Consider the following 25,624-nt stretch of genomic DNA (forward strand, 5'->3'; position numbering starts at 1 on the left):
GGCACGTTCGGCGGCGGCGCGGTGTCGACCGCCGGGCCGCCGAAGTCCCCGGATCACCGAAACCCGGCGGACGTGGGCGGTCATCGCACTAGGCGAGCCGGTTCTGCTGCTTTCGCAAGGCCGCCATGGCCGCGCCCACGATTCCCGCCTCGTTCTGGAGAGCCGCGGGGACGATCGGGGTACGTATCCTGATCCGGGGCAGGAACCTGTCGGCCTTCTTGCTGACCCCTCCGCCGATGACGAACAGCGAGGGAGAGAAAAGCACCTCAAGGTGTTCGAGATACTCGGCCACCCGGTCGGCCCACTCGTCCCAGCCGAGGTCGTGTGCCTCCCGCGCGTGGTCGGAGGCACGCCTCTCCGCCTCCTTGCCCCTGATCTCCAGGTGGCCGAGCTCGGTGTTGGGCACCAGACGGCCGTCCATGAGCAGGGCACTGCCGATCCCGGTGCCGAAGGTCAGCAGCATGACCACCCCCGATCTGCCCTTGGCCGCCCCTGCCTCCGCCTCGGCCAGGCCTGCCGCGTCGGCGTCGTTGAGCACCGTCGTCGGCAGGCCGGTCTCCACGGAGAACAGCTCTCGCACGTTCGTGCCGATCCAGTCCTTGTCCACGTTGGCGGCCGAGCCGGCGACCCCGTCGACCACGACTCCAGGAAAGGTCACGCCCACCGGCCCGTCCCAGTCGAAGTGCCGGACGATCCGCACCACCACCTCGGCCACCGCTCTGGGCTTGGCGGGCTTCGGTGTGGGAATGCGCAACCGCTCTCGCGTCAGCCGCCCCGTGGTGACGTCCACCGGCGCGCCTTTGATCCCCGACCCGCCGATGTCGATTCCCAGCGCTTCCATGTGCTTACCTCCTGCCGGTTCCCCTTCCCCCTGACAGGCGGCTGATACTCGCTTGCAGATGGCGATCAACCCGGTTGAAAGCAGCCCATCTCAGACTGTGGGCATCGCAGCCGGAAAGGAACCCCTCCCATGACGATCACCCGTTCCCTGACAGCACTCGCCCTCGCCGCCGCTCTCATATCGATCGCCCCGGTGGCCGCCCAGGCCGCGACCGGCCCCACCGAGGACACCACGGCCGCGCGGAGCGCCACCCAGGGCACCATCCAGTGGGGCGTCCGGTACGCTCCCGGCCGGAAGGCCAAGACGCACGGCTCGCTGACGGTCTCCGGCGAGGACCACGCCGACATCCCGGCCGCCGCGACGGGCCGGATCTCCGGCAAGATCTACGACCTGACCAAGGGGCCCTCCTGCGGCTGGGCGGTCTTCCGCCTCACCTACCGGACCGCGGACGGGAAGAATCTGCCGTTCAAGCACCGCAGCATCGTCGACTGCTCGTACGGCACCCCGAAGTCGTTCGCGTTCTCCCAGAACGACCTCTACCAGCTCGAACTGAAGGTCTGCTCGGAGGCCAAGGCCGCCAAGCCCTCGCTGAACTGCCTGTACGCGGGCACCTGGAAGATCCTCTACGTCTCGAAGTGACCGGCGGCCGGCCGCCTTCCCCGGTGAGAGCGTCAGCTCACCGGGGAGGCGGCCCGGCGCCTGCGGCGCACCATGAATCCGAGTGCCGTCGCGGGCAGCACGACCAGTCCCGCGATCAGCCCCGCCATGGGCAGGTAGTCCTGGTCGGGCGTGACAGGCGGGCCGGTGCCCGTCGCGGGGAAGGTGATGGTGGCGGTGACCGCCCGTTTCACCATGCCGCTCATCAGGGTCAGCTTCGCCTTCCAGGGCCCTGCCGGCACCTGCGGGTCCAGGGTCACGACCACCGGAGCGGTGGCCCCCGGAAGCAGCGTGACTCCCAGGTCGGCGGGGAAGGGCCCGGTCTGCAGGCCACTCGGTCCGTCCGACAGCGACAGCGTCCCGCTCATGTCCAGCGTCCGCTCACCGGTGTTACGGATCAGGGCCGCCACCTGCGGGCTGCCGTCCGTGCCGCGCTTGGGAGTCAGGCTCTCGACCCGGAAGTCCGAGGGCGGGTCACCGCCGTTCCCGACGTCGAGGTAGACGCGGATCCCGACACGATTGATGACGCGCACGGGGTTGGTGACGTCGGGTTCGGCCACGGTCTCCGCCCAGACGACGCCGTACCGCTCGCCACGCGAGGCGGCGGGCGGCACTGTGATCTTTACCTGCGCGACCTCCTTGCCGCCCGGTGCCACGTCGATCGAGGGGCGGTCGAGTGATATCCAGGTCGCCAGCTCGTTCTGGACCTGGCCCGGCGGCGCGCTGAAAGTGTTCCGCACGATGTCGGCACTGGCCGGATACAGGCGGATGCGCTGGGTCCTCCTGGAGGTGTTGGAAACCTCCAGCTTTCGCCGGATGGTGGTGCCCGGATGGAGATGGTCGACGATGTAGGAGAGCGCGCGCGGGTCGTTGCGGTGGCTGACCGGCGCCTCAAGGAGGCGGATGCCGATCGTGCCCCGGGGGTCGGTGGTGACCGGGCTCGCGCCGGCCGCGCCGGAGAACAGCGCGGCCAGCAGCGTCGGTATGAACGCTCCAGCGAGCCGGTTACGCCACCTGATGTGTCACCGTCCCGCTGTAGGCGCCCAGCTCGGCCGTGATGGGGACGTTGACGATCAACATGGGGTTCCAGGTGGCCGTGCTACCACCGGTGCCCCCCGTGTGGCCGAAGACCGTCACGGCGGTCTCCGTCGTACCGGTCAGCGCGACGGCGTCGCCTGCCGTGAGCTGACCGGGGGTGAAGGTGCCGCCGCCGGTGGTGTCGGTCGCCGGGCCGGACCAGTACTGCACCGCGGCGAAGGGAACGGTCAGGTCGTCGACGGTGAAGTCCGTCGCGAACACCGACGCGGTCCAGACCGAGGTGGCCCCACCGCGGGTGTCGGAGACCGACACCGGGCCGATCTGCCCGGTGACCGAACCGGCGGGAGCGGTGGAACCGATGTTGGTCGGACCGGCCGGCGCGGTGATGTCCAGGCTTCCCGCCGTCACGGTGAACGTGACGATGGTGTCGGCGCTGGGGGCCGCCACCGCCGGCGCCGCCAGGATGAACAGCAAGGCGCCCGCCCCCGCCGAGGTGAGTGCGGCGAATCTCTTACGCAAGGTCTCTTCCTTCCGAATGACGGAGTCTTCGGGGGGATGAGCAAGTAATGGATCTTCCACACCCGCTGCGATCACCTTAAGAGATCAACAACTACGCAGCGTGACCAAAACGGTAAAAGGGCGGCCCGCAGATGGCTCAGTAACGACCAAAGTGCCGGACAAGCCCCACGACGTCCCAGAGTGAGTGCATCGCCCTCCGATGGGCCGACCGGCAGTGGAGACCACCACCTGAGCTGCAAATTTCAGGAATTCTTGAACACTAAATCCCTGCTTTAAAGCATGTTTCCGCAACATGCTAATGCAAATAAGAAAATCAGCGACAAACGATTGTGGAAACAGTGAGCTCCCTCAGCGTTTCACCGGGCCGGTCGAGGCCCTGACCACCAGTTCGGGCTCGAACAGCAGCTCGTCGGCCGGGACCAGCGCCTTGTCGATCTGAGCCGCGAGGAGGTCGACGACCGCGCGCCCCATCGCGTCGATCGGCTGGCGCAGCGTCGTCAGCGGCGGGTCCGTGCAGTTCATCAGCGCGGAGTCGTCATAGCCGATCACCGAGACGTCTCCGGGCACGGAGAGCCCCGCTCTGCGTGCCGCCCTGATCGCCCCCAGGGCCATCACGTCGCTGGCGCAGATGACGCCGGTCACGCCCTTGCGGATCAGCCGCGCGGTCGCCGCGTGCCCGCCTTCCAGGGAGAACATGGTGTGCTCCACGAACTCCGGGCCGAGCCCCGCCGCGTCCAGCTTGCGCCGCGAGGGCACGTGATCGGGGGGGCCGAGCACCATGCCGATCCGCTCGTGGCCCAGCGACCGCAGGTGGCCCAGCGCCATCTCGGCGGCGGCCACGTCGTCGCAGGAGACCTGCGGGAAGGCGAGATGCGCGACCGCGGCGTTCACCAGCACGGTCGGCAGGCGCCGCTCCCGCAGCAGCTCGTAGTGCTCGTGCGAGGCGTCCGCCTGGGCGAACAGGCCTCCGGCGAACACCACACCCGACACCTGCTGCTGGAGCAGCAGATCGACGTACTCCGCCTCGGAGACGCCGCCCAGCGTGCGGGTGCACAACACGGAGGTGAACCCCTGCTGGGCCAGCGCCCCGCCGACCACCTCGGCGAAAGCGGGGAAGATGGGATTCTGCAGCTCGGGCAGGACGAGCCCGACCAGCCTCGCCCTGTCACCCCGCAGCTGGGTCGGCCGCTCGTAGCCGAGCACGTCGAGCGCGGTGAGAACGGCCTCGCGGGTCGCCTCGGACACCCCGGGCTTCCCGTTGAGCACGCGGCTGACCGTCGCCTCGCTCATCCCGACCTTCTTGGCCACTTCTGCAAGCCGTCGCGTCATGATGAAACTATAAGGCAAGGAAAGCAATTACTTGCGTAAACTTGCGAAAGTTACGTCAAGAGTCAAGGAGCCCGCAGCCGTCCCGTTCAGCTCTCGGTGATCCGACCGGTGTCGACCTGGATGCGCCGGGTGGTGTGCACCGCCTCCAGCATCCGGCGGTCATGGGTGACCAGCAGCAGCGTACCGGGATAGGAGGCGAGCGCGGACTCCAGCTGTTCGATCGCGGCCAGATCCAGGTGGTTGGTCGGCTCGTCGAGCACGAGCAGGTTCACCCCGCGCGCCTGGAGCAACGCCAGCGCCGCCCTGGTCCGCTCCCCCGGCGACAGGGTGACGGCCGGGCGAGGCACATGCGCGGCGCGCAGCCCGAACTTGGCCAGCAGCGTACGGACGTCGGCGGGGGTCATGTCGGGCACGGCGGCCCCGAAGGCGTCCACCAGGGGCTCGTCACCGAGGAACAGCCCGCGCGCCTGGTCCACCTCGCCGACGACCACGCCGGGACCGAGTGAGGCACCTCCCTCCTGAAGCGGGATCCGGCCCAGGAGCGCGGCGAGCAGCGTGGACTTGCCCGAGCCGTTGGCACCGGTGACCGCCACCCGGTCGGCCCAGCCGATCTGCAGGTTCACCGGGCCGAGAGTGAACGCGCCGCGCCGGACCACGGCCTCGCGCAGCGTCGCGACGACGGCTCCGGAGCGGGGGGCGACCGCGATCTCCATCCGGAGCTCCCACTCCTTGCGGGGCTCCTCGACCTCCTCCAGCCGCTCGATCATCCGCTCGGTCTGGCGGGCCTTCGCGGCCTGCTTCTCGGTCGTCTCGGCACGGAGGTTACGGCCGATCTTGTCATTGTCCGTCGCCTTGCGCCGCGCGTTCTTGACGCCCTTCTCCATCCAGGCACGCTGGATCCCGGCGCGCTGCTTGAGGGCCGCGACGGTGCCGGCGTACTCCTCGTACTCGTCACGAGCGTGCCGACGGGCGACCTCACGCTCGGCGAGGTACGCCTCGTAACCACCGCCGTGCAGGCGGATCAACTGCTGGGCGAGGTCGAGTTCGACGACCCGGTTCACCGTCCTGGCCAGGAACTCGCGGTCGTGGCTGACCAGGACGGTCCCGGCGCGCAGACCGGTGACGAAGCGTTCGAGCCGCTCCAGCCCCTCCAGATCGAGATCGTTGGTGGGCTCGTCCAGCAGGAAGACGTCGTAGCGGCTGAGCAGCAGGGAGGCCATGCCCGCCCGCGCCGCCTGCCCCCCGGAGAGCGCCGTCATCGGCCGGTCGAGCTCCACGGCGAGGCCGAGTTCGGCGACCACCTCCCCCGCGCGGTCCTCCAGGTCGGCACCACCCAGGGCGAGCCAGCGCTCCAGACCCGCGGCGTACTCGTCGTCGGCACCCGGACGGCCCTCGACCAGCCCCTGGGTCGCGGCGTCCAGCGCGCGCTGCGCGGCGGCCACCCCGGTACGGCGGGCCAGGAAGTCCGCGACCGTCTCGTCCGCCCGGCGCTCGCGCTCCTGCGGCAGGTAGCCGACCGACGCCGAGGGCGGGCTGAGCCGTACGGAGCCGTGCTCGGGAGGCAGCAGCCCGGCGAGGATCCGCATCAGAGTGGACTTCCCCGCGCCGTTCACCCCGACCAGGCCGACGACGTCGCCCGGGGCGACCACCAGGTCGAGCCCGGTGAAAAGCGCTCGGTCGCCGTGTCCGGCGGCCAGATCCTTGGCGACGATGGTGGCACTCATGCGTAAACGTTATCCGCCCTCGGCGACCACAACGCCATGTCCGATATGTCCGATTCGAGGTCAGGTCACCCCGGGAGAGGCCGCACGCCACCCCAGCCCTTATTCCCGGCAAATCAGACATATCTCTTTTAGTGGAAAAAACTTTTCTGGCGGCGGCAATCGGCTATTGACCTGCCCATTCCCGCAGAGAAGCGTTACTCTGCAGAGACTTAACGCTCCCTTTTTTGGGACTTTGGGCAACATCGCTTACTTCTAGGCCGTCTTATAGGGAGGAGGTGGTCACTCCCGACCGCCTACGCCAACGGGGAGAAAAGGAAATCATCTTGATGAAACGAATCGCCATCGGCCTGCTGTCCGCAGCCGTGAGCGGCTCGCTGCTCATGTCCGCCGGAACGGCCTCCGCGGAGCGAGTCGCTCTCAGTGTGCGCATCGACAGCGTCAACCCCAATCCGGTCGTCGTGCAGGGTGACGACGACACGAGGGTCACCATCGAGGTCCGCACCACCGAGGCCGAGCGCGTCGAACTGCGCCTCAAGCCGGTCTCCGACCAGTTGCGCACCCAGGACACGCGCGAGCCCCAGATCTTCCACCAGGGCGACCTGTGGCGTTTCACGACCAGCTTCGACGCCTCCGACTTCGAGGGCCGCTGGGTCGCGATCGCCGATGCGTACGACAAGGACGGCAAGAAGGTCACCGACGAGGTCAACTTCTCCGTCAAGCACGAGAAGAAGGAGAAGGCCGAGACCCGCGTCTACCGGTTCTCCGCCAGTCCCGAGTCCGTCCGCAAGGGCCGCTGGGTCTACTTCACCGGTCGTCTCCAGGTCGACGACCACTACTGGAAGAACGTGCGGGGCGAGGAGGTGGAGATCTACTTCCGCAAGCGCGGCTCCAGCGCCTGGAAGTTCGTGACCTCCGACAACACCGACTGGAAGGGCAGGTTCGACGCCAGGGCCCGCGCCACCAAGAGCGGTGAGTACCGCGCGATCTTCAACGGGACCGACGACCTCTCCGAGAGCAGGAGCCGGTCCGACTGGGTGCGCGTGTACAGCTACCACCGGTAGTCCCACCTGAGGCAGTCGACGCGGAGGCCCGGGGCGACCCGGGCCTCCGCCGTCGCCTCCTGACGGTGACGGCCCGGTAAAGACACCCTCCGGGTGCGTGAGTCGGTGGCGAACGCGGGGCTGACAACTGTTCGGTGGCCAGGTGCGAGAGCGCTGCAACGGTTCCGGTCAGCGGTCGCGGCGGGCGACGAGACGGGCGAGTGCGGCCAGCTCGGCGGCGGGCCGGGGCAGCGCGCCCGCGGATCCCAGGTGACGCAGGGCCCGCGCGAGCAGCTCATCGGCCTCCAGCTGGGTCCAGGCCCGCCCACCCGCGACCTCGACGAGCTCGGCCGCGCGGACCAGGTCGGTGTCGGAGAGCGGCCGCTCCCGGTGGTAGAGACCGGCCAGCTCATGTCCGGCAGGGGTGCCCGAGGTCAGGGCGGCGACGACCGGGATGGACTTCTTCCGGCTACGCAGATCCGAGTGGGCCGGCTTGCCTGTCACCTCGGGATCTCCCCAGATGCCCAGCAGGTCGTCGACGAGCTGGAACGCCAGCCCCAGGTCCCTGCCGAAGGCGGTGAGGTGCTCGACCTGCTCTGGGTCGCCGCCCCCGAACAGGGCGCCGAGCCCGCAGGCACACCCCAGCAGGGCGCCGGTCTTGCCGGCCGCCATGCCCAGGCACTCGGCCGGCCCGACGTCGTGACGTCCCTCGAACGCGACGTCCGCGCTCTGGCCCTCGAGCAGTTCCTGGATCGCGGTGCCGAAGACCCGGGTCGCCTCGGCGGTGATCGCGTGCCCGCCGGTCGCGAGCACGTCGAAGGCCAGCGTCAGCAACGCGTCACCGGCCAGGATGGCCGGGCTGACACCGAAGACTGCCCAGGCCGTGGGACGGTGGCGGCGGGTCCGGTCACCGTCCATCACGTCGTCGTGCAGCAGGGAGAAGTCGTGCACCAGCTCGACCGCCGCCGCCGGTCGAAGCGCCAGGGCCGCGGCACCTCCGACCGCCTCGGCCGCCAGCAGGGCCAGCGCGGGACGGAGCGCCTTGCCCCCGCCGAGCGCGGACGGCCGGCCCTGCTCGTCCCACCAGCCGAAGTGATAACCGGCGATGCGCCTCATCGGGGCCGACAGCGTGTCGATCGCCGGACGCAGGGTCGCCTCGACCATGTTCCGGCTCCAGATCAGCACCTCGTCCGCGGACCGCCCGCCTGTCCTCATCTCAGTGGTCGTCATGCTTGGCTCTTCCTCACTCGGCCGTTCCAAGAAGCGATGCGGCCAGAACGGCCGAGGTGCCGGACCCGGGCGGGCCCGGGGGAAACGCGTCCGTCAGGACCGGAGACTCCGGCCTCAGTGGCCGATCTCTACGTCTTCCAGGATGCCGAGCGCGTCGGGCACCAGGACTGCCGCGGAGTAGTAGGCGCTGACCAGGTAGGAGATGATCGCCTTCTCGCTGATGCCCATGAACCGGACCGACAGGCTGGGCTGGTACTCGTCGGGGATGCCGGTCTGGTGCAGGCCGATGACGCCCTGGTTGTCCTCGCCGACGCGCAGGGCCAGGATCGACGTGGTGCGGGTGCCGGTGATGGGAATCTTGCTGCAGGAGAAGATGGGGACACCACGCCAGGCGGGCACCCCGCTACCACCGACGTCGACGCCCTGCGGGTAGAGCCCGCGCGCGTTGCACTCGCGGCCGAAGGCGGCGATGGCGTGCGGGTGTGCCAGGAAGAAGCTCGTGCTCCGGCGGCGGCTGAGCAACTCGTCGAGGTCGTCGGGGGTGGGCGGCCCGCTGCGGGTGTGAATCCGCTGCTTGAGGTCGGCGTTGTGCAGCAGCCCGAACTCGCGGTTGTTGATCAGCTCGTGCTCCTGCCGCTCGCGCAGCACCTCGATCGTCAGCCGGAGCTGCTGCTCGACCTGGTCCATCGGGTCGTTGTAGAGGTCGGCCACCCGGCTGTGCACCCGCAGGACCGTCTGCGCGACGCTCAGCTGGTACTCGCGCGGGCTGAGCTCGTAGTCGACGAACGTGCCCGGCAGGTCGGCCTCTCCCGCATGCCCGGCGGCCACCTCGACGGCGGCCTCGCCGTACTTGTTCTGCGGCCCGCTGGTGGCGGTCTCCCGCCGCCGCAGATGGGCCTGGAGCTCCTCGGAACGCTCGGCCAGCTCCAGGAACGCGTGCCGGGGCAGGACCATCGCCGTGCCGCTGGTGACCGCCCTCGCGGTGAACGACCACTCGCCGTCCGTGCCGGCCAGCGTCTCGTCGCCGAAGTGGTCACCCGCGGCCAGCACCGTCAGCACGATCTCGTCGCCGTACGGCCCGGTGCCGACCTTGTTGACCTTGCCGTGCGCGATGAGCACCACCTCGTCGGCCGGCTGCCCCGACTCCGCGAGCACGTCGCCGGCCCGGAACTCCCGCTGGACGAACCGGCCCGCCAGCGCGTCGAGGGTGTCGGAGTCGTCGAACCCGCGCAGCAGGGGCAGCTCGCACAGCTCGGCGGGGATGACCGCCACCTGCGATCCGGCATTGGTGAAGCTCACCCGCCCGTCGCCGATCGTGTAGGTCAGCCTCCGGTTGACGCGGTAGGTGCCGCCCGACACCTGCGTCCAGGGAAGCATCCGCAGCAGCCACCGCGAGGTGATCTCCTGCATCTGGGGAGTCGACTTGGTCGTCGTCGCCAGGTTACGCGCGGCGTCCGTACTCAGACTCAGCTGCGACCGGCCAGCCTCGAACTCCGTCACAACACACACCACCGATCCGTGCTCGTACCAACAGGGAAAGCGAAGACATGAATCAACCAGGAGGAAACGTCAGTCAACCGCGACAGAAACGGCAAAATACTGACCTCCCGATGCGCGGATCCGAATTCGACCCGCCATCATGGACGCCTCAATTTTGGGTTGCCCTTAAATATATTGTCAAGCATTGAATACGATCGGGCCAACAATAAACAAAGGCTCCATCGTCAAATGCCCGAAAAATATTGAATGTCTTGTTCTCGACGCCGTCCAGGCCCGAACCGAGGTCCCGGCAGGTCGCGGATCCGACTCGATTCCCCCTGCCTGCCGGGCCTGCCGACATTTCTCATCTCAGGCACGCACCCGTCATCCACCAACAGAACAGGGAAAACGCCAGGAAGCACCCACGACTGGCAGGGCCCACGGCATGGAAGTCGCCTTCATCCCACAGCAGGGCGCCGGCAGGCACTAAAGAATGGATTTTTCCCTAATTCAGGAGAAGCGAGGGAAACCGGAGGATCAGGTCAGCCTGACTGTTTCGGTCCTCGGTCCAGCAGTTCGGCGAACAGTTTCTCCCAGAGCGGCATGACCGCTTCGGGGGTGTAGTCGTGCGCGGCGACGGCCGCGGCCGTTCCCATCCGCCGCCGCAGCTCCCTGTCCTCGATGAGCCGGACCATCGCCGCCGCCAACGCGTCGATGTCGCGGGGAGGGACGAGCAGCCCGTCGACCTCGGGGGTGAGCACGTCGGCCGGGCCGGTCGGGCAGTCGAAGGCCACAACGGGCAGCCCGTGGGTCATCGCCTCGATCATCACCATCGGCAACCCCTCGAACCGCGAGCTGAGGACGTAGAGGGAGGCCCTGGCCAGTTCCTCGTCGAGACGGTCGGTCCGTCCCATCAGGGTGACGTTGTCACCCAGCCCGTACTCCTTCAGGAGCGCGCGCAACTGACCCTTCTTCTTGCCGGTGCCGTAGATGCGCAGCCGCCAGTCCGGGTGACGGTCCACAACCTGCCGAAACGCGGGAATCAGCAGGTCGAAGCCCTTCTGCCCGACCAGCCGCCCGGCCGCGACCACGAGCCTGTCGTCTTTCCGGGAGGGGGTCCGGCGCACGGAGCCGACCGCGTTGGGGACGCGCTCGACGCGCGTGGCGGGCAGGAGCGCCTGGTACTCCCTCCTGTCGGTCTCGGTGAGCACGACCACCGCGTCCAGCTTGCCGTAATGGCGGCCGATCTCCGAGCGGACCGCCTCGGAGTGGGTGGCCAGGTTCATGTGCTCCTGCCCGACCTTGACGACGCTCGCGGGAGCACGGCGGGCCGAGATGAGGTTCAGGGCGGGGCGGGTGGTCACCAGGACGCCGTCGGTGAGCGCGGAGACGTAGTCGATGACGGCCCGCTCCACGCGTTCGGTGAAGTAGGAGGCCGCGAACTCGCCGGCGGGCACGATCCTGCCCCGGATCCACCGCCACGCCCGCCGCCCCATGGAATCGACGGGCCTGCCCGCACGCTGGTCCGACAGCGTCAGGAGACGGATGCGCGGGTCGATCTCGAACTGGGGTCGCTCCTTCCGCCGTACCACGCTGACGATCTCGACCTCGTGGCCGGCCGCGGCCATCGCGTTCGCCTGGTTGATCACCGTGCGGATCGTCCCGCCCATGCCGTACGCGTGCAGCAGCAGGTAGCGGATCCTCGTGGTCTCCGGCGCCGTCATGCGGACTCCGTGACACGCGGCAGATATCCCCAGCTCTCGCACATCGGCCGGAGCGAGTCGGGTATCTCCTCCGGCCCCGGTAGGTCGCGTCCGGGCTGCACCCGCCCCGACCGGATCTTGTCCTTCCAGTCGCCGAGCCCCTTCTCCAGCACGGTCTGCTCGCCGTAGGCCAGCATCTCCGGCTCCCAGGGAACTCCCAGGAAGTCGCAGACGCGGCGCGCCTCGGCCTCGGGGTCGGCGGTCAGGTCCTCGTAACGCACGGTGCACCCGCTGAGTGCCCCCCGTGCCCGCTGCACCGCCTTCATGTAACGCAGGGCGTCGAGCGCCGCCTCCTCCGGCGTCCGCCTGCCCGCCCCCGCCTCGTACCACGACCTGGCGATGGACGCCGGGTGGCGCAGCAGGAAGACGAATCTGGCGTCCGGCCAGCACGCGGCGACGCGCCGGTAGGCGAAGGCATTGGCCGGTGTCTTGTCCACGAAGAACGTCTTGCCGCTCCTGACCAGCTCGCGGTGGAGCACCCGATCCCACAGCAGGTGTTCCAGGTCGGCCCGGTTGTGGCCGAGCGCCTTCATCGCCCGCTCCGCCAGCGAGGTGCCGAACTCCACCCTCAGCCTCCGCACGTGCGGTTCGTGCGGGGCGTGCAGCATGGAGTGGGCGTTGAGCATCGCCCGCAGGAGCGTGGAGCCGGACCTCACCGGCGAGAGGACGAAGACCGGCGCCACCAGCAGCCGGTCGACTTCCGGGTCGGCGGGCGGACCGAACGGCTCCTCCGCGGCCGGGGCCCCCACGTCCGCCGACGAACCGATTCTCCCTACCCGGTTGAGCTGGAATCCGGTGAGCCTGACCAGGGCGTCGTTGGCCTTACGCTGCCACTTCATGCCCAGGCAGGCTACCCATCTTTCCTGGCATTTCACTGTGTGTTCAGTTTGGAGCACCATCCGTTCCCGCCGGGCCCCGGGCGGAGGGGGCAGCGCACCGGGGTTTCACCGCGCGGGACCGACGGCGAATCGCCGTACAGTGTGAGCCATGGGGATGGTCAAGACCGTGGGACTGGTTCTGCACCCGCAGCGCGATTCGAAGGTGGCCATCGACACGATCGTGGAGTGGGCCCGCGCCCGCAGCGTCACGGTGCTCGGGCTGCCCGACGAGGTCGGGCGCATCGACTGCAGCGCGGTGTCCGTCGACGGCGCCACCCTGGTCGACCGCGCCGACCTGCTCGTCAGCCTCGGCGGTGACGGCACGATGCTGCGCACCATGCGGCTCATCTCGGGGCGGCGGACTCCGATCCTCGGCGTCAACCTCGGCAAGCTGGGGTTCCTCGCCGAGATCGACGTCGACGAACTGCCCTTCGCGCTGTCGGCCATCGACGACAACGCCTACACGGTCGAACCCCGGATGGCGGTGCGGGCCACCCTGCCCGACGGCACCTCGGTGACCGCGTTCAACGACATCGCCCTGGTGCGGATACCGGGCCACGGGCTGTCCGCGATGTCGATCACCGTAGAGGGGCACCCCTTCGTGCGCTACGCGGCCGACGCGGTGATCGTCGCGACCCCCACCGGGTCGACCGCCTACAGCTTCTCCGCGGGCGGTCCCATCGTGTCACCGACGGTGGAGGCGTTCCTCGTGGTCCCGGCCGCGGCGCACTCGTCGTTCAACCGGGCCCTCGTGCTGTCCGCGGACGAGCGGGTCGTGCTCGGCCTGCTGCCGGCGAGCGGCCGGCTGGCCCTGGAGGTGGACGGCGCGGTGGGCGCACACCTGTCTCCGGGGGACGAGCTCACCGTCACCTCGGTGCGCGCCGCCGCGTGGGTGGTCCGGCTCGGCACCACGAGCTTCTACGAGCGTGCCCGCCGCAAGCTCCGCGTCAACGGCAGCGCCGAGGTCGATTAGGCCCTGCCCCCGAGGCCGCTGTGACCGGCGACGCCGCCGAGGCGCGGCCCGGCCGACCGCGGCAGGCGGAAGACGTGGGGAGCATCCAGGCGCCGTCATCTCCTCCACCGGTCACGTTCCGTGACCGGTGGAGGATGTGGCAACAGCATCCGTCATGAAAGTTTCACCGGCGGGTTGACAGCGGGAAAGCGCTTACCTAGCTTGTGGATTGTTCGCTCACATGTCCGCGGATCGCATATGTGAACGGCGAGTGCTCGCTGGGGGGAATCCGAAACGCAGGCCGCACCGGCCTGCCGGACCAGCAAGGAGCTCGACTGTGCTGTACAGATTCAACGGGAAAACGGCCGGTGCGGTCATCGCCGCCACGGCCCTCGCCCTGTCGGGAACGGTGGCGGGCGTCTCCGCCGCCGCGGCCGCCGCTCCCGCCGCGGGAAACTACACCCTGGTGAACGACGGCAGTGGCCTCTGCCTGACCGTTCCAGGTGGCAGCTCGTCCGACGGCGTCCAGCTCACCCAGAGCGGCTGCGGCGGCGCCGGGCAGACCTGGACCGTGTCCGGGGGCAGCACCCAGCTCAAGGCCACGCACAGCGGCAAGTGCGCGGGCGTCAAGGACGCCAGCACCTCCGCGGGCAAGGCCGTCCAGCAGGAGAGCTGCTCGGGCGCGTCCTCCCAGACCTGGAACCTGACCGAGTCCGGGTCGAACTACCGGGTGGTCAACGCCAACGGCGGCAAGTGCCTCAACACCCTGGACAACTCCACCTCCTCCGGCGCCCTCGTGCAGCAGAACTCCTGCGACTCGGTGGCGACCAAGCAGTGGCGGCTCGTCCCCGCCGGCGGCACGCAGCCGACCCCGACCCCGACGGTCACTCCCACGAACCCCCCGGGTAACCAGACCGGCCTGGTCGGCTGGGCGACCCAGGGCGGCGGCACCACCGGCGGCGGCAACACCCCGGCGACCACGGTCAGCAGCGCCTCCGCGCTGACCAGCGCGCTCTCGGCGAGCGGCGCGGCGGTCATCCGGGTGTCGGGCACGATCTCCTGCTCCGGGATGCTCAAGGTCGCCTCCAACAAGACGGTCCTCGGCAACTCCGGCGCCGTCATCTCGGGCTGCGGGTTCAACATCTCCGAGGCGTCCAACGTCATCGTCCGCAACCTGACCTTCCGTAACTGGGACGACGACGGCATCCAGGTCCAGTACTCCACCCGGGTCTGGATCGACCACAACTCCTTCAGCAACGGCTACGACGGAGCCGTGGACGTCAAGCGCGCCAGCGACTACGTCACGATCTCCTGGAACCGGGTCTCCAGCCACGACAAGACCATGCTGCTCGGCCACGACGACGGCAACGCCGGCGAGGACACCGGCAAGCTGCGCGTCACCTACCACCACAACTGGTTCGACGGCACCAACCAGCGCCACCCGCGGGTCCGCTTCGGCAACCCGGTGCACGTCTACAACAACTACTACGGCAACGTCGGCAGCGGCGGCGGATACGGCGTGGCGTCCACGAAGAACGCCGGTGTCCTGGTCGAGGGCAACTACTTCGAGAACACCCCCGACCCCTACCACCGCGGTGAGGGCTCCTCGCCGGCCGCCAACCTGGTCGCCCGCAACAACCACTTCGTCAACTCCGGTGCCGGGGACGCGGGCGGCAGCGTCGCCTCCGTCCCCTACTCCTACTCGCTCGACACCGCCTCCAGCGTCAAGTCGATCGTGACCGGCGGCGCCGGCGCCGGCCGGATCTCGGTCTGATCCGTCCGCCCCAGGTCCGTCCTGACCCGGACCTGGGGCGGAACGGCTCCAACGGCTCCCGTGGGCGATGCCCGCGGGAGCCGCACGTGTCACTGGTGGCTGAACTGGGTGAGCGCGGGCAGCGCCCGGTCGGAGAAGTCGAACAGTGCCTGGTTCTCCCACCCGTTGCCCGAGGACGCGTCGGCCGGGTCCCAGCCGTTGCCGCGCACCGCGGTCCAGCTGGGTTCCCAGTAGACGACGCCCAGCCCTCGGCCGTTCGGCACGGCCTGCACCACGCTCATCACGTCGCGCAGCATCGCCGACTGGCCCGCGGCGGAGGCCGGGTAGCCGGGGTACGGCGTCGCCGCGGTGATGATGTTGGTGAGGCCGTCGTCGTTGCCCGTGGTGAAGGGGTAGGCGGTCTCGACGACCAGGACCGGCTTGCCGTACCTGGAGGCGATGTCGTTGAGGTTGGTCTGCAGCGCGCCGAGCGTGCCGTGCCAGTAGGAGTAGTAGGAGACGCCGATCACGTCGTAGTTCACGCCGTGGGCGGCGGCGCTGTCGAACCACCAGCGGAAGAGCGAGTTGTTGCCGCCCTCGGCCACGTGCAGCACGACCCTGGTCGAGCCGGAGACCGCCTTGACCGCGCTGTGGCCGGAGTTGAGGAGCTGGGCGAGGTTGCCGAAGTTGGAGCTGCGGCCCTCCTCCCAGAGCATGCCGTCGTTGATCTCGTTTCCGACCTGGACCATGTCGGCGGTCGTGCCCTGCGCCTTCAGCGCGTTCAGCACGTCATAGGTGTGGTTGTAGACAGTGGTCTTGAGCTGGGCGAGCGTGTACCCCGCCCACGCGGCGGGCTTGTACTGCTTGCCGGGGTCGGCCCAGGTGTCCGAGTAGTGGAAGTCGATCAGCAGCCCCATGCCCTGGGCCTTGATCCGCCGCGCCAGGGCCAGCACGTGCGCCTTGTCGTTGTAGCCGTCGGCCGCGTTGACCCAGACCTTCAGCCGGACGTAGTTGAGCCCGGCCGAGCGCATGATGGCCAGCGCGTCACCCTGCGCGCCGGTGGCGCTGTAGTACTTCCCGCCGAGGGCCTCGGACTTGGGCAGGCTGGAGGTGTCGGCGCCCTTGATCGCCAGCGTCGCCGACCCCGCGGCGAAGGTGACGTCGTCGAAGTTGGCCCAGCCGCCCGCCGCGGCGGCGGAGCCGAGGCTCACCGTGCACTGGCCGCCCGTCACGGTCTGGGTGACCGCGATCTGGATCCATTCGGACGAGCTGACCGGCAGGTAGGTCCTCCTCTCGGCGGGACCGCAGTTCCGCAGCGCGATCCAGCTCTGGCTCGCGGCTCCCGACCTGACCCAGGCCCGGAGCGTGTAGGTGCCGGAGGTCAGGCCGGTCAGTGTCTGGTGGGTCTCGACGGTGTACGCGCCGGAGGCCCAGTGGGACAGGCGGTAGGAGCCGGCGTGGCCGCCCGCCTCGGTGAAGTCGGCGGCGGCGGAACCGCTGCCGACGGTGGTGCTCCAGCCGGTCGGCGTGGAGGTCGGGCTTCCCGTCTCGAAGCCGCCGTTGGTGACCGTCGAGGCGGCCAGGGCCGCCAGGGGGGTGAGCGTTGCGGCGGCGCAGAGCAGCAGCGCCACCAGGATCTTCTTCATCTGTCCTCGCTCTGGGATGGAGTGGTGCGGACAACCCCCGAAGACCCCCGGTGACGTGCCGCGGTCAGGTGGCCGGCGCGGCACCGGGGGAGCTCATGCGTCCCCCGTCAGCTCGACGACGGTGACGCCGCCGGCCGGTACCGTCGCCGACCCCGCGTGCTCGGCGCCGTCGAGAACCCCGGTCCCGCTCACACCCGGGACGGTGACCGGCTCGTCGCCGTGGTTGACCAGGAAGAGGTGGCGGCCCCGCCGCAGGAGTTCGAGGGTGTCGGGCAGGCCGCGCGGGCGGGACACGCCCGCGGCGTCGAGGACCGCGCGCAGGATCGCGCGCAGGTCTCCGTCCGTGTCCTGGCCCACGCGGGGGTCGAGGGCCGTGGCGACGTACCAGGCGGTGCCCGCTCCCAGCTCGTGGCGGGTCAGCGCGGGGTGGCCCGCGTCCGGTCCGCCGGTGAAGGCGCGCACGGTACGCGCTCCGGCGAGGCGGACCCGCTCGGACCAGATCCGGCCGGTCAGCCCGTCGTCGCCGACGGCGACCGTGCCGTTCTCCGGCAGCGGGTGGAACTCCTCCACCGACAGGCCGAGCACGTCGCGCAGCACGCCGGGGTAGGCGCCGGGGTGGATCGTGTCGTTCTCGTCGACGATCCCGGAGAAGCAGGAGACGACCAGGTGGCCCCCGGCCTCCACGTGGCGGTGCAGGTTCTTGCCCGCGGCCTCGGTGAGCAGGTAGGAGCTCGGCACGACGACCATCCGGTACGCCGAGAGGTCGGCCGCGGGGTGGACGAAGTCGACGGTGACGTGCTCGCGCCAGAGCGCCTCGTAGTACGCCTCCACCCGCTCGCGGAACCTCAGGTCCACCGAGGGCCGCCACTCCAGTTCGAGCGCCCAGTACGACTCCCAGTCCCACACCAGCGCGACCTCGGCCTTGACGCGGGAGCCGCGCACCGGCGCCAGCTCGCGCAGCTCGGCGCCGAGGGCGACCACGTCGCGCCAGAGCTCGGAGTCGGTCCCGGCGTGCGGCAGCATCGCCGAGTGGAACTTCTCCGCGCCGTAGCGGGAGGCGCGCCACTGGAAGAAGAGCACCGAGTCCGATCCCCTGGCGACGTGGGCGAGGCTGTTGCGCCGCATCTCCCCCGGCCGCTTGGCGAGGTTGCGCGGCTGCCAGTTGACCGCGCCGGTGGAGTGCTCCATGAGCATCCACGGCCGGCCGCCCGCCACCGAGCGGGTGAGATCCGCCGCCATGGCGAGCTCGATGTGGCCCTCGGCCCGCCCGGCGTCGAGGTAGTGGTCGTTGGAGACGACGTCCACCTCCCCCGCCCACCGCCAGTAGTCCATCGGCTCGCAGTTGGGGATCATGAAGTTGGTGGTGACCGGCAGGTCGCTGAAGCGACGGATGGCGTCGCGCTCGCGGCGGAAGTTGGCGATGTGCGCGTCGACGGAGAAGCGCGCGTAGTCGAGCTGCAGGGCCGTCAGCTGGCCGGCCGGCGCGAGCCTCGGGGGTTCCACCTCGTCGAACGAGCCGTAGGTCAGCCCCCAGAACGTGGTCCCCCACGCCGCGTTGAGCGCCGCCACGTCCCCGTGCCGCTCGCGCAGCCAGTCGCGGAACGCCTCCGCGGAGGTCTCGCAGTAGCAGCGCGCGTTCGCCCAGCCGTACTCGTTGTGGACGTGCCACATGACGACCGCCCGGTGCCCGGCGTAGCGGGCGGCGAGCCGGCCGGCGATCCGTTCCGAGGCGACGGCGTACTCCGGGGAGCTGGGGCAGAAGCTGTGCCGGGAGCCTCCGGCGATGACATGGCCCGCGCGGTCGACCAGGTGGCTGCCCGGGTGGGCGGTCCGAAACCAGGTGGGCGGGGAGGAGGTCGGTGTCGCGAGGTCGACCCTGATGCCCGCGGAGCCGAGCAGGTCGATGATCCGATCCAGCCGGTCGAAGTCGTAGACCCCCTCTTCCGGCTCCAGCAGGCTCCAGCCGAAAATGCCGAGGCTGACCAGGTTCACCCCGGCCTCGCGCATCAACCGGACGTCCTCGTGCCAGACCTCCTCCGGCCACTGCTCGGGGTTGTAGTCCCCTCCGTACGCGATGCCCTCCGGCAGGACGGGATATCCAGGCAACTGCTCCCCCTTGGCTCATCTCTGTGAACGTGCACAGTAATCGAAACCCGACACCCGGGGAAGAGTCGCCACGGGAACACCAGCACGGTCAGGCGATTAACAAGAGCGTAACGAGCATTGACAGGGCGACATCTCGGATTTCAGTCTGTGAACGTTCACAGACATGTCCGCATGGCGGGCCCCGAGCCCCGGCGCGACATCCCGATACAGCACCCCCGGCACAGCCCCCGATACAGCACCCCCCGACACGGCATCCCTGACACGGAGGAACGCATGCAGAGAAACCGGCTCGCAGTGGCGGCCGCGGCTCTCGCCGCCACCCTGGCCGCCGGATGTTCCGGCGCCGCCCAGGAGCCGGCCGCCCCGGCCGCGCAGAGCTCGGCCCCCGCAGGGCCGGTCAAGCTCACCTACTGGACATGGGTTCCCAACATGGACAAGATCGCGGCAGCCTGGAACAGCGCCAACCCCGACATCCAGGTCACGGTCAGCAAGCAGGCCGGCGGCGACGACGCGGCCGCCAAGTTCCTGACCGCGGCCAAGGCGGGAAACCCCCCTGACCTGGTCCAGGCCGAGTACCAGATGCTGCCCTCCTTCGTCGCCGCCGACGCGGTGGCCGACCTTTCCGGCGACGTGGCGCAGGCGAAGGGCGAGTTCGGCGAGGGCATCTGGGGGCTGGTCACGCTCGGCACCGACGCCGTCTACGCGCTCCCCCAGGACAGCGGCCCGATGATGCTCTACTACCGCCAGGACCTGTTCGACAAGTACGGCATCGAGGTCCCCAAGACGTGGGACGAGTACGCCGAGGCCGCCCGCACCGTACGCAAGAAGGACCCCAAGGTCTTCCTGGGCACCTTCTCCAGCAAGGACCCCGGCGCCTTCGTCGGCCTCGCCCAGCAGGCCGGCGCCCAGTGGTGGTCGATCAGCGGCGAGTCCTGGAAGGTCACGGTCAACGACGACGCCACCAGGAAGGTCGCCGACTACTGGGGCGGCCTCGTGAAGGAGGGCGCCATCGACGACCAGCCGTACTTCACCCCCGAGTGGAACAAGGCGCTCAACGACGGCAAGCTGCTGACCTGGCCCTCGGCCGTCTGGGCGCCGGGTGTGCTGTCCAGCAACGCCCCCAAGGCCAAGGGCAGGTGGGCGATCGCCCCGCTGCCGCAGTGGAGCGCCGGCGAGAACGCCAGCGGCTTCTGGGGCGGCTCCTCCACCGCGGTCGCCGCCAAGTCCCCCAACCGGGCCGCCGCCGCGAAGTTCGCGACCTGGCTCAACACCGACCCCGAGGCGCTCGGCCTGCTCGTCAAGGAGGGCGCGGTCTACCCGGCCGCCGCCAAGGGCGGCACCATGCTCGGCGAGACCCCCGACTACTTCTCCAACCAGCCCGACTTCTGGCAGCAGGCCGCCGCGATCTCCGCCACCGCGCGGGGCTTCACCTTCGGGCCGAACGTCAACGTGACGTACAACGCCTTCAAGGACGCCTTCGACAAGGCCGTACAGGACAGGTCCGCGTTCTCCGACGCCATCGGCACGATGCAGGAGGCGACGGTCGCCGACATGCAGAAGTCCGGATTCCAGCTCTCCCAATGACATCGATGACCCCGATGACCCGACGCCCCGGCGGCGGCGCCCGCACCGCGAGCGCCGTCCCCTACCTCTTCCTCGCACCGGCCATGGCGCTGTTCACGCTCTTCATGGCCGTCCCCATCGGCTACACGGCCTACCTCAGCCTGCGGCGCACCAAGGTCTCCGGGCTCGGCCTGGGCAAGGGCTCGCGCCGCGAGGTCTTCGCCGGCCTCGACAACTACACCGCGACGCTCGCCGACGGCGAGCTGTGGGCCGGCTGGCTGCGCGTCCTCGGCTACGGCCTGCTGGTGCTCGTCGTCATGCTCGGGCTCGCCCTGCTCTTCGCGCTGCTGCTGGACTCGGCGCACGTGCGGCTCGCGCGTTTCTCCAGGGTCGCCGTCTTCCTGCCGTACGCGGTGCCCGGCGTGGCCGCCACCCTGCTGTGGGGCTTCCTCTACCTGCCGAGCCTCAGCCCGATCCGCCAGGTGCTCGACGTCGACCTGCTCGGCTCGGGCACCGTGGTCCTCTCCATGGCGAACATCGCGGTCTGGGGCGGCGTCGGCTTCAACATGCTGGTGCTCTACACCGCCCTGCGCGCCGTGCCCAGGACCTACTACGAGGCCGCCAGGATCGACGGGGCGAGCGAGATCCAGACAGCGCTGCGGATCAAGATCCCGATCCTGCTGCCCGCGATCATCCTGACCACCGTGTTCTCCATCATCGCCACGATCCAGGTGTTCACCGAGCCGGCCACGCTGCGGCCGCTGACCAACACGATCAGCTCGACCTGGAGCCCGCTCATGAAGGTCTACCGCGACGCCTTCGTCACCGGCGACCTCTACTCGGCCGCCGCCACCTCGATCGTCATCGCGGCGATCTCCCTCGTCCTGTCCTTTGGTTTCCTGCGCGTCGTCCGCGACCGCGCCTTCGGGGAGAGCTGATGGCCGCCACGACCCTCACCGCGAAGGGACGCCGGAGGGCGGCCGCGCGACGCCGCCCGTACGGGATCGCACCGACCGCGATCCTGCTGCTGGGCGCGCTCTACTGCCTGCTGCCGGTCAGCTGGGTGCTGATGGCCGCCACCAAGTCGAAGGCGGAGCTCTTCTCCACCTCGGCCTTCGCCCCCGGCACCGGGCTGCTCTCCAACCTCGCCGACCTGGCCGCCTACCGCGACGGCGTGTTCTGGCTGTGGATGCTCAACACGCTGCTGTACGCCGGCGGCGGCGCCCTGCTCTCCACCGCCGTCTCCGCGGTCTCCGGCTACGCGCTGGCCAAGTACCGCTTCCGGGGCCGGAACCTGATCTTCAACCTGCTGATCGGCGGCATCCTGGTGCCCGCCGTGGTGCTGGCCATCCCGCAGTACCTGCTCTTCTCCCGGCTCGGGCTCGCCGACACCTACTGGTCGGTCCTGCTCCCGCAGATCCTGCACCCGTACAGCATCTATCTGGCGCGCATCTACGCCACCGCCGCCGTTCCCGACGCCCTGCTGGAGGCGGGGCGCATCGACGGCGCCGGGCACTGGCTGCTGCTGCGCCGGGTGGCGCTGCCGCTGATGATCCCGGGCATGGTGACCATCTTCCTGTTCCAGTTCGTCGCGATCTGGAACAACTTCCTGCTGCCGTTCATCATGCTGGGCGACGACCAGAGGTTCCCGCTGACCGTCGGGCTCTACACGCTGCTAGCGGCCGGCGCCAACCAGCCCTCCCTGTACAACCTGATCCTCACCGGCACCCTGCTGTCGATCATCCCGCTGATCGCGCTCTTCCTCACCATGCAGCGCTACTGGCGGACCGACCTGGCCGGCGGGGCCGTGAAAGGCTAGTGGCCGGGCCCGACCGGACCTCGCCCGGTCGAGGGGACAATGGGAGCATGGCGAAGCGTCCGACCATCCATGACGTCGCGGCGGTGGCGGGGGTCTCCCGGGGAACGGTCTCCCGGGTGCTCAACGACGACCGGTACGTCAGCCCCGCGGCGCACGCCGCGGTCCAGCGGGCCATCGCCGAGACCGGCTACGTGCTCAATCGGGCCGCCCGCAGTCTGGTCACCCAGCGGACCGGTTCGGTGGTGATGGTCCTGTCGGAGCCGCAGGAGCGACTGTTCGAGGACCCCAACTACAGCGTGCTGCTGCGCACCGCCACCCGGCGGCTCGCCGAGCGGGACATATCGCTGGTGATGATGATCGCCGGGAACGACGGCGACCGCGACCGGGTGGTCCGCTACCTGCGCGGCGGCCACGCCGACGGGGTCTTCCTGGTCTCCACCCACGCGGGCGACAGGCTGGCGGACGCGCTGGTGGACATCGGTGTGGCCGCCGTCGCCCAGGGGGCGGTCATCGGCAGGGAGAACGTGATCCCCTACGCGGCGGCGGACGACCGCGAGGGCGCCCGGCAGATGACGCGCTACCTGGTCGAGCGGGGCCGCAGGCGGATCGCCACCATCACCGGCCCGCTCGACACCCCCGGCGGCGCGCTGCGGCTGGAGGGCTTCGCCGACATCCTCGGCCGGAAGGCGAGCAGGAGGCTCATCGAGCACGGCGACTACACCCAGCTGGGCGGGGAGAGCGCGATGGCCCGGCTGCTGGAACGTGCCCCCGACATCGACGCGGTGTTCGTCGCCTCCGACCTGATGGCCGCGGGCGCGCTCTCCGCGCTGCGCGCCGCCGGGCGGCGGGTGCCCGAGGACGTCGCGGTGGGCGGCTTCGACGACTCGGCGGTGGCGCTCACCACCCATCCGCCGCTCACCACCATCCGCCAGCCCCTGGAACGGGTCGCCGAGGAGACGGTCCGCCTCTTGCTCGCCCTGATCGACGGCGCCGGGCATGTGGAGCCGGTGATACTGCCCACCGACCTCATCGTCCGCGAGTCGACCTGAACCACCCCGAACCGACAGACCCCCCGGCCGCGTTCCGCGGACGGGGGGCGAGTCTTTCCCGGCGAGGTCAGCGCGCGGCGGACGAGCCGTTCACGGTCAGGACCTGCTCGGTCTCGATGGCGGGGAAGGTGCCGGTGTCGATGATCCCGTGCTCGTGGAAGGCCGCCTCCAGCAACGCGTGAGCCTTGGGCTCCAGCTTCCACAGCGCCCGGTACTCGCGGGCGGTGGCCAGGGAGACCCCGGTCTCGTGGGCGATGTCCGTCGCCCGGGGCACGAACCTCCGCTCGATCTGCTTGTCCCAGTACTCCCGCGCGGCACGCATCAGGGCCGCGCGCTGCGCCGTGTCGACGACCGGCGGTGGGCCGTCCAGCACCTGGACCTCGTCATCGTCATCGTCGATGACCGGTCGCCCCGCGGCCACCGCGGGACGCACCGGCTCGGGCTCCGGGTCCCACGGCACCGGCGGGGTCAGGTCGATCAGCGCGGAGGTGTTGTAGAGGGCGCCGATCTGGGAGAGCAGGGCCTCCTGGCGTACCGAGTCGACGGCCAGGCCGGTGTGCTCCACCGCCCGGTCCATGGCACGGTCCAGCTTGGCGAGGGCCGCGCGCATCTTCCGGTCGGACGCCCCGGACTCGCGGAGCGCGCGGGCGCGCTTGGCCGCCAGCGCGACCCGGGTCAGCCTGCGGTGGGCGTCGACCTCACTCGCCGTACGGTCGCTGACCTCGGCCAGCCCGATGCGGACCAGCGCCCGCTCGGGGGTGAGCCGCCAGTTGATGCGCGAGCGCCCGCTGATCCGGTGGCGTTCGATCGCCATGCCGCGCTCCCAGAGCCACGCCGCCACCAGGGGCGCGGCGAGCCGGAAGATGGCCTCGGCCATGCTGCGGGCGTCCATGCTGGACAGCACCGCGGTCAGGCCGGTGAGCGCCCACACGGCGATGCCGTCGATGCCGGCCGAGAAGTTCTCCCGCATGTTGCGGCGGGCCCGGACCGCGCTGGTGATGACGGCGACCTCGATGAAGGCGAAGAGCAGCAGCCGCAGCGGACCGTCGAAGCCGAGCACGTCACCGGAGAAGCGCCACATGCCCTGGGCGGAGACACCCGTCGCGATGCTGGCGGCGACGATGGTGAGGATGTCCTCCACCGGACGGGGCGCGACATGGGAGTGGAAGAAGCGGACCGCCATCCGCTGGACGGCGCGGAGCGCGAAGTAGGCCGCGACCAGGAGGACGAGAGCGAACACGCCAATAAAGCTCGTCAACACCGGCTGGTCGGATGCGAAGGTGGTGATTTGATCGATGGGGGGCATCAGTCACTGTCCGTCAGTCTCGATGTCCGACAGGATATCTACGCGATCATTCCAGAATGTCGGCGCGCTGTTCGCCAAACGGGCGCTCACGCGAGTGACAGAAGAGAACACAGTTGTGGTGGGGACGAGTAAGGGCCGCCCGCCCTCGGGGCTCCGCCCCGACCCGGCCCTGCTCGACCCCATTTCGTGGCGGGCTTCCTGAGCGGCTCGGTCAACCTGCGCAACTACCCCACCGTGGGCAGCCGCGCCCAGGTGGACGTACGCCGCGCGGAGATCCCGCTGCTGCCGATCGAGGAGCAGCGGGTGTACGGCGAGGCGTTCAGGAAGCTGGCGGAATTCGAGGCTTCGCTGCGCCGGGTCGCCGCCCTCGGCGAGGATCTGATCCAGGGGAACGCCTCCGGCGCGAGCTTCCACAACACCGGCCCGCTCGACTCCGGGACGCTGGGCAAGGATTCCGAGAACGTCGCCCGCGACCTGCGCTCCTACATCGGCGCGTTCTCCCCGGACGCGGTCGAGGTGCTGGAGAAGTACCGCACACCGGCATCTCCACGTATTTCTGGATCCTGTCCAACCGCAAGGCTCCCGCTTTGAAGGACAAGGTGATCCTGCTGGACGCCCGGGACCGCTGGGCCAAGATGCGCAAGCCCCTGGGCGACAAGCACAAGCTCATCAGGAACCGACTTGCCGTGCCCGGTCGGCTGCGTCGAGGTCGCGGAGCTGGAAAACCTCACCGAAACCCCCGCCCACAAGCCCGGACACCCCCACCTGATCGCCGTCCGCGATTCCAAGGACCCGCACGGCCCCAACCTCTTCTTCACCCCCGCCGAATGGACCACCTTCATCAACACCCTCAAGGCCGACGACTTCGACCTCGGCTGAACGATCTCCCCTACCGGCCGCCCGACCACGCACCAGGGCGGCCGGTAGGTGCT

Annotated in this window: 22 protein-coding genes; 10 read left to right on the forward strand and 12 right to left on the reverse strand. The window is 69.8% G+C overall.

Features of this window, described 5'->3' with window-relative positions; all coding sequences use genetic code 11:
• Positions 1 to 88: 88 nt before the first annotated feature.
• Positions 89 to 841, reverse strand: a complete 753-nt coding sequence (gene ppgK, locus ACQP0P_RS33950; RefSeq protein ID WP_433362871.1) for a polyphosphate--glucose phosphotransferase — start codon at positions 839 to 841, stop codon at positions 89 to 91.
• A 129-nt stretch (positions 842 to 970) separates the two neighbouring features.
• Between ppgK and ACQP0P_RS33955 the strand changes: the two genes are divergently transcribed.
• Positions 971 to 1,480, forward strand: a complete 510-nt coding sequence (locus ACQP0P_RS33955; RefSeq protein WP_433362874.1) for a hypothetical protein — start codon at positions 971 to 973, stop codon at positions 1,478 to 1,480.
• A gap of 32 nt (positions 1,481 to 1,512) precedes the next feature.
• On the opposite strand, the gene ACQP0P_RS33960 is transcribed toward ACQP0P_RS33955, so the two are convergent.
• From ACQP0P_RS33960 to ACQP0P_RS33975, 4 genes are all read right to left on the reverse strand, one after another.
• A complete protein-coding gene (locus ACQP0P_RS33960; RefSeq protein WP_433362876.1) occupies positions 1,513 to 2,238 on the reverse strand; it encodes a hypothetical protein in 726 nt (241 codons plus the stop codon).
• Positions 2,239 to 2,503: 265 nt separating this feature from the next.
• Positions 2,504 to 3,055 (reverse strand): hypothetical protein, encoded by a 552-nt coding sequence (locus tag ACQP0P_RS33965; protein WP_433362879.1) that lies wholly within the window; start codon positions 3,053 to 3,055, stop codon positions 2,504 to 2,506.
• 348 nt (positions 3,056 to 3,403) lie between these two features.
• Entirely contained in the window at positions 3,404 to 4,384 is a 981-nt protein-coding gene (locus ACQP0P_RS33970) for a LacI family DNA-binding transcriptional regulator (RefSeq protein WP_433362882.1), read from the reverse strand.
• Positions 4,385 to 4,470: 86 nt separating this feature from the next.
• On the reverse strand, positions 4,471 to 6,108 hold the full coding sequence (locus ACQP0P_RS33975) for an ABC-F family ATP-binding cassette domain-containing protein (protein ID WP_433362884.1): 1,638 nt from the start codon (positions 6,106 to 6,108) through the stop codon (positions 4,471 to 4,473).
• Positions 6,109 to 6,434: 326 nt separating this feature from the next.
• Here ACQP0P_RS33975 and ACQP0P_RS33980 point away from each other — a divergent pair, with 326 nt between their 5' ends.
• On the forward strand, positions 6,435 to 7,169 hold the full coding sequence (locus ACQP0P_RS33980) for a hypothetical protein (RefSeq protein ID WP_433362886.1): 735 nt from the start codon (positions 6,435 to 6,437) through the stop codon (positions 7,167 to 7,169).
• 168 nt (positions 7,170 to 7,337) lie between these two features.
• Here the strand turns inward: ACQP0P_RS33980 and ACQP0P_RS33985 are convergent, their stop codons facing one another.
• From ACQP0P_RS33985 to ACQP0P_RS34000, 4 genes are all read right to left on the reverse strand, one after another.
• The gene (locus ACQP0P_RS33985; RefSeq protein ID WP_433362889.1) at positions 7,338 to 8,378 is read right to left on the reverse strand and encodes a family 2 encapsulin nanocompartment cargo protein polyprenyl transferase; all 1,041 of its coding nucleotides are present in this window, start codon (positions 8,376 to 8,378) and stop codon (positions 7,338 to 7,340) included.
• Between the two features lie 114 nt (positions 8,379 to 8,492).
• Positions 8,493 to 9,878 (reverse strand): family 2B encapsulin nanocompartment shell protein, encoded by a 1,386-nt coding sequence (locus ACQP0P_RS33990; RefSeq protein ID WP_433362892.1) that lies wholly within the window; start codon positions 9,876 to 9,878, stop codon positions 8,493 to 8,495.
• Between the two features lie 521 nt (positions 9,879 to 10,399).
• On the reverse strand, positions 10,400 to 11,581 hold the full coding sequence (locus ACQP0P_RS33995; protein ID WP_433362895.1) for a glycosyltransferase family 4 protein: 1,182 nt from the start codon (positions 11,579 to 11,581) through the stop codon (positions 10,400 to 10,402).
• Positions 11,578 to 12,459 carry a sulfotransferase family protein gene (locus ACQP0P_RS34000; protein ID WP_433362898.1) on the reverse strand — a complete coding sequence of 294 codons (882 nt, stop codon included), beginning with the start codon at positions 12,457 to 12,459 and terminating at the stop codon, positions 11,578 to 11,580. The genes ACQP0P_RS33995 and ACQP0P_RS34000 overlap by 4 nt, the downstream gene beginning before the upstream one ends.
• A gap of 148 nt (positions 12,460 to 12,607) precedes the next feature.
• Here ACQP0P_RS34000 and ACQP0P_RS34005 point away from each other — a divergent pair, with 148 nt between their 5' ends.
• Together ACQP0P_RS34005 and ACQP0P_RS34010 are read left to right on the forward strand one after the other, a co-directional pair.
• Complete coding sequence (locus ACQP0P_RS34005; protein ID WP_433362901.1) at positions 12,608 to 13,471, forward strand: NAD(+)/NADH kinase; 864 nt, start codon at positions 12,608 to 12,610, stop codon at positions 13,469 to 13,471.
• A 316-nt stretch (positions 13,472 to 13,787) separates the two neighbouring features.
• Positions 13,788 to 15,224 carry an RICIN domain-containing protein gene (locus ACQP0P_RS34010; RefSeq protein WP_433362904.1) on the forward strand — a complete coding sequence of 479 codons (1,437 nt, stop codon included), beginning with the start codon at positions 13,788 to 13,790 and terminating at the stop codon, positions 15,222 to 15,224.
• A gap of 89 nt (positions 15,225 to 15,313) precedes the next feature.
• On the opposite strand, the gene ACQP0P_RS34015 is transcribed toward ACQP0P_RS34010, so the two are convergent.
• Positions 15,314 to 16,849, reverse strand: a complete 1,536-nt coding sequence (locus tag ACQP0P_RS34015) for a glycoside hydrolase family 53 protein (RefSeq protein WP_433362907.1) — start codon at positions 16,847 to 16,849, stop codon at positions 15,314 to 15,316.
• A 93-nt stretch (positions 16,850 to 16,942) separates the two neighbouring features.
• A complete protein-coding gene (locus ACQP0P_RS34020) occupies positions 16,943 to 18,955 on the reverse strand; it encodes a beta-galactosidase (protein WP_433362910.1) in 2,013 nt (670 codons plus the stop codon).
• A gap of 273 nt (positions 18,956 to 19,228) precedes the next feature.
• Between ACQP0P_RS34020 and ACQP0P_RS34025 the strand changes: the two genes are divergently transcribed.
• From ACQP0P_RS34025 to ACQP0P_RS34040, 4 genes are read left to right on the forward strand one after another with little or no spacing between them, the layout of a single operon-like run.
• On the forward strand, positions 19,229 to 20,539 hold the full coding sequence (locus ACQP0P_RS34025) for an ABC transporter substrate-binding protein (RefSeq protein ID WP_433362913.1): 1,311 nt from the start codon (positions 19,229 to 19,231) through the stop codon (positions 20,537 to 20,539).
• Positions 20,540 to 20,544: 5 nt separating this feature from the next.
• Entirely contained in the window at positions 20,545 to 21,456 is a 912-nt protein-coding gene (locus tag ACQP0P_RS34030; protein WP_433362915.1) for a carbohydrate ABC transporter permease, read from the forward strand.
• On the forward strand, positions 21,456 to 22,337 hold the full coding sequence (locus tag ACQP0P_RS34035; RefSeq protein WP_433362918.1) for a carbohydrate ABC transporter permease: 882 nt from the start codon (positions 21,456 to 21,458) through the stop codon (positions 22,335 to 22,337). Before ACQP0P_RS34030 ends, ACQP0P_RS34035 begins: the two co-directional genes overlap by 1 nt.
• Before the next feature lie 47 nt (positions 22,338 to 22,384).
• Positions 22,385 to 23,386, forward strand: coding sequence for a LacI family DNA-binding transcriptional regulator (locus tag ACQP0P_RS34040; protein WP_433362921.1), 1,002 nt, complete (start codon positions 22,385 to 22,387; stop codon positions 23,384 to 23,386).
• A gap of 67 nt (positions 23,387 to 23,453) precedes the next feature.
• Here the strand turns inward: ACQP0P_RS34040 and ACQP0P_RS34045 are convergent, their stop codons facing one another.
• Positions 23,454 to 24,626 carry a hypothetical protein gene (locus ACQP0P_RS34045; RefSeq protein WP_433362924.1) on the reverse strand — a complete coding sequence of 391 codons (1,173 nt, stop codon included), beginning with the start codon at positions 24,624 to 24,626 and terminating at the stop codon, positions 23,454 to 23,456.
• Positions 24,627 to 24,878: 252 nt separating this feature from the next.
• Here ACQP0P_RS34045 and ACQP0P_RS34050 point away from each other — a divergent pair, with 252 nt between their 5' ends.
• Both ACQP0P_RS34050 and ACQP0P_RS34055 read left to right on the forward strand, forming a co-directional pair.
• Positions 24,879 to 25,283 (forward strand): hypothetical protein, encoded by a 405-nt coding sequence (locus ACQP0P_RS34050; RefSeq protein WP_433362927.1) that lies wholly within the window; start codon positions 24,879 to 24,881, stop codon positions 25,281 to 25,283.
• A gap of 90 nt (positions 25,284 to 25,373) precedes the next feature.
• Positions 25,374 to 25,571 (forward strand): DUF397 domain-containing protein, encoded by a 198-nt coding sequence (locus ACQP0P_RS34055; protein ID WP_433362930.1) that lies wholly within the window; start codon positions 25,374 to 25,376, stop codon positions 25,569 to 25,571.
• Positions 25,572 to 25,624: the final 53 nt, after the last annotated feature.

The organism is Streptosporangium sp. CA-115845 (assembly GCF_050943795.1).
Lineage (GTDB): Bacteria > Actinomycetota > Actinomycetes > Streptosporangiales > Streptosporangiaceae > Streptosporangium.

Excerpts from the sequence above, each read along its gene's own strand:
- ACQP0P_RS33985 (WP_433362889.1), bottom strand. The coding sequence starts at position 8,378 with ATGACGACCACTGAGATGAGGACAGGCGGGCGGTCCGCGGACGAGGTG.
- ACQP0P_RS33980 (WP_433362886.1), top strand. The coding sequence starts at position 6,435 with ATGAAACGAATCGCCATCGGCCTGCTGTCCGCAGCCGTGAGCGGCTCG.
- ACQP0P_RS33975 (WP_433362884.1), bottom strand. The coding sequence starts at position 6,108 with ATGAGTGCCACCATCGTCGCCAAGGATCTGGCCGCCGGACACGGCGAC.
- ACQP0P_RS33970 (WP_433362882.1), bottom strand. The coding sequence starts at position 4,384 with ATGACGCGACGGCTTGCAGAAGTGGCCAAGAAGGTCGGGATGAGCGAG.
- ppgK (WP_433362871.1), bottom strand. The coding sequence starts at position 841 with ATGGAAGCGCTGGGAATCGACATCGGCGGGTCGGGGATCAAAGGCGCG.
- ACQP0P_RS34005 (WP_433362901.1), top strand. The coding sequence starts at position 12,608 with ATGGGGATGGTCAAGACCGTGGGACTGGTTCTGCACCCGCAGCGCGAT.
- ACQP0P_RS34025 (WP_433362913.1), top strand. The coding sequence starts at position 19,229 with ATGCAGAGAAACCGGCTCGCAGTGGCGGCCGCGGCTCTCGCCGCCACC.
- ACQP0P_RS34040 (WP_433362921.1), top strand. The coding sequence starts at position 22,385 with ATGGCGAAGCGTCCGACCATCCATGACGTCGCGGCGGTGGCGGGGGTC.
- ACQP0P_RS34000 (WP_433362898.1), bottom strand. The coding sequence starts at position 12,459 with ATGAAGTGGCAGCGTAAGGCCAACGACGCCCTGGTCAGGCTCACCGGA.
- ACQP0P_RS33955 (WP_433362874.1), top strand. The coding sequence starts at position 971 with ATGACGATCACCCGTTCCCTGACAGCACTCGCCCTCGCCGCCGCTCTC.
- ACQP0P_RS34015 (WP_433362907.1), bottom strand. The coding sequence starts at position 16,849 with ATGAAGAAGATCCTGGTGGCGCTGCTGCTCTGCGCCGCCGCAACGCTC.
- ACQP0P_RS33995 (WP_433362895.1), bottom strand. The coding sequence starts at position 11,581 with ATGACGGCGCCGGAGACCACGAGGATCCGCTACCTGCTGCTGCACGCG.
- ACQP0P_RS34030 (WP_433362915.1), top strand. The coding sequence starts at position 20,545 with ATGACCCCGATGACCCGACGCCCCGGCGGCGGCGCCCGCACCGCGAGC.
- ACQP0P_RS34035 (WP_433362918.1), top strand. The coding sequence starts at position 21,456 with ATGGCCGCCACGACCCTCACCGCGAAGGGACGCCGGAGGGCGGCCGCG.